The following is a 2,950-nucleotide window of genomic DNA, read 5'->3' as shown; positions in this document are numbered from 1 at the left end:
CTCCTGCGCCGAGGCGTCGAGGGAGAACAGCGGCGTGAGCTGGCGCGAGTTCACCATCTTCGGGTAGATCGTGCGCACGGCGGGCTGCACGGGCGGGGTGGAGAGCCCGGCGACGAGGCCGACCGCCATGTACGCGGGCACCGACATGGGCACGACGCCGATCGTGACGATCGCGGTGACGCAGACGGCCAGCGTGGTGATGAGCACCGGTCGCATGCCGAAGCGGCCCATGAGGCGGCTCGTGAGCGGCCCGGCGACGGCCTGGCCGATCGAGGTCGCGGCGAGCACGAGGCCCGCCGCGCCATAGGAGCCGGTCTGCCGTTCGACATGAAGGAGGARCGCGAGCGACAGCATTCCCGACGGGAATCGTGCGGTCAGCTGGGCGGCGATGATCCGAGCGACGCCCGGGGTTCTGAGGAGATCGGAGTAGCTGCCCACGGTCCGTCCACTCTATCGAGGCGGATGCCGCGACAGCAGGTGGCACGCGTCGGCGGCCGGACGCGGGGAGCCCCGCCCGCGACGCGGGCGTCGGCCCTCCCCACGGCCGTGCCGGAGCGAGAGCCGACGTGTCCGTTCAGCGTCGGAAGTGCGAACCGAGACGGTCTCCGACGTGTTGCCCGGCGACGGGGGAGGCCTTGGCCGTGCCGTTCACCGCACTCGTCGACATGGCGTACGTGAGGATCGCGTGCGCCGCGGCATCCGCCATCTGCTCGAGGGCCAGCGTGTTCACGTTGCTGATCACGCCCTCGTACTCGAGTGCGCCGTCGTACGCGTCGTTCAGCGCCTCGTAGAGGCCGGCGTCCGCGCCGTCACCGATCGGGTCCATGCTGTCGCAGGCCTGGTGGTAGCACGGGTCGAACGAGACCGGTGCGCCCTCGTACGTGGCGAGGCCGCCGTAGAGCGCGACCTGGTCCTCGGACTTCGCGTCCTCGGCTCCGGTGAACAGGCCTCCTGCCGGGATGCCGGCGCTGATGAACGCGTCGTAATCCGAGCGTCCGTCGAACGCCGTCGGCTCCGTGGCGAGGCCCTGCGAGGCGAAGTAGTCCTCGAAGACCCCCTCGATGCCGGCGCTTCCGTTCGGGCCGGAGGTGCCGAAGGCGTCGCCGTTCCCGTCGTAGATGAACCGGCCGAAGTTGGGCGAGCCGATCATGTCGAAGTTGAGGTAGAGGCCGATGTCCTTCGCCTGACGCTTCGTGAGGGAGTCGACGTAGTACTGCGACCCGACGAGGCCCGCCTCCTCGGCGCCCCACCATGCGAAGCGCACGGTGTTGCGGGGCTCGATGCCGAGGTTCGCCATCTGGAGCGCGATCTCGAGCAGCGTCGCCGAGCCGGTGCCGTTGTCCTCGATCCCGGGGCCTTCGGCGACGGAGTCGAGGTGCGYGCCGGCCATGACGACGCGGTCGTCGCGTCCGGTCGGCGTCTCGGCGATGAGGTTCGAGGTGGGCACGTCGAGCTCGATGAGCGTGTCGGTCTGCAGGTGGACGACCACCTGGCCGGCTTCGGCCAGTCCGGCGAGCTCCTCGCCGATCGCGAACGAGGTGCCGACGACCGGGATCGGGTCGGCGAACTCCGCCCCGAGGGTGGCGGCGAGCGTCTCGGTGCGGCCCTCCTGGCCCTCGTTGAAGATGATGACGCCCACGGCGYCCGCGTCGAATGCGTTGTCGGCCTTCACCGAGAAGTCGCACGTGCCGCGCTGCACGAGGGCGATGTTCCCTTCGACGAAGTCCGCGAAGTCCTCGGGCTCGCACGCGCTCGTCGAGGAGCCGGCCTCCGGTCCGGGCGGGAGCACGAGGTCGACCGCCTGGAGCGGCGCGGTCACGTCGCCGCTGCCCGAGTAGTCGGCCGTGATGAAGTCGACGTTCGGCTCGTACACCGTCGGGTTCGGGGACACCTGGTCGAACTCCGGGTCCGACAGCTCACGGAACGAGTTGAACAGGAAGTCCTGGACGGTCACCTCATAGCCCGCGGCCTCGAGCAGGCCGGCGACGTAGTCGATCGAGGCGTCGAATCCGGGCGTACCGCTCGCGCGGGTGCCGTCGTTCGCGTCGGCGATCGCCTGGAGCTCGGCGAGGTGGTCCATGATGGCGTCGGCGGTCACGGCGGCTCGCAGCCCGCTCGTGTCAGTGGGCACGGCCGCGATGGCTGGTGCGGTGCTGGTGGCGAGCGCGATGACCGCCGTGGCAGCCACCACCCCGACTCCGATGGTGTGCGTTCTCTTCACGATGTTCTCCCTGCGTCGTTGCAGAACCGGGGGATGCGCCATTCGCGAGATTCGGATCGGGTGATTCGGGTGGATCGCAGGGGCGCCACCGGCCGCGACCACCTTGCGCCCGCGATGGGGCGCGGTCAACCCCTTGCGTGCGCGAGTGCGCCCGCTCGTCGTCAGCCGGCGAGCGCCTTGGCGATGCGCTGCGGCGAGACGGTCTCGGCGGTGCGGAGCTCCTGCGCGAACAGGCCGACCCGCAACTCCTCGAGCATCCAGCGCACGCGCACGAGGTGCGCGGGCGACTCGGGGTCGATGGGGATCCGTCCGCCGGCCGTCTCGAATGCGGCGATCGATGCCTCCAGCTGGTTCATCGCCTGCCGGTCGCGGCCGGGATTCTCCTGCAGCTTGCGAACCCGGAGGAGGATGCCCTCGAGGTAGCGGGGCAGGTGCCGCAGTCGCTCGAGACCGGTCGCCGAGACGAATCCCGTCGGCACGAGCGCGGCGAGCTGGCTCCGCATGTCGCCGAGCGCGGCCATGAGCTGCATGCTCGAGGCGCCCGAGATGGCCCGGTCGGCTTCCCGCGCGAGGCGCAGGATGCGCGCGACGAGCCCGACCGTCTCGAACATCCGGTCGACGACGCTCGCCGCGACGGCGTCGCGCACGGCCTCGAACTCGGAGCGCGTCCAGAGCAGCCCGTCGGGATGACGTGTGCGCAACTCGGCCTCGACGCAGGCCGCCAGGCAG

At 70.7% G+C, this 2,950-nt stretch carries 3 protein-coding genes; all 3 read right to left on the bottom strand.

Annotated elements, in window-relative coordinates; genetic code table 11:
- Nucleotides 1–438 (bottom strand): MFS transporter (locus tag AC1DY2_RS18035; protein ID WP_476763664.1); only part of this gene is annotated, 438 nt, incomplete at its 3' end.
- 136 nt (nucleotides 439–574) lie between these two features.
- On the bottom strand, nucleotides 575–2,221 hold the full coding sequence (locus tag AC1DY2_RS18030) for a M20/M25/M40 family metallo-hydrolase (RefSeq protein ID WP_476763663.1): 1,647 nt from the start codon (nucleotides 2,219–2,221) through the stop codon (nucleotides 575–577).
- Between the two features lie 161 nt (nucleotides 2,222–2,382).
- Nucleotides 2,383–2,950, bottom strand: a 568-nt coding sequence (locus AC1DY2_RS18025; protein WP_476763662.1) for a DUF3418 domain-containing protein, incomplete at its 5' end; no start/stop codon positions are given.

The organism is Agromyces sp. P1_H4 (assembly GCF_056405255.1).
Note: the sequence above shows the minus strand (reverse complement) of the source record. Positions and strands in the feature narration are given on the sequence as shown.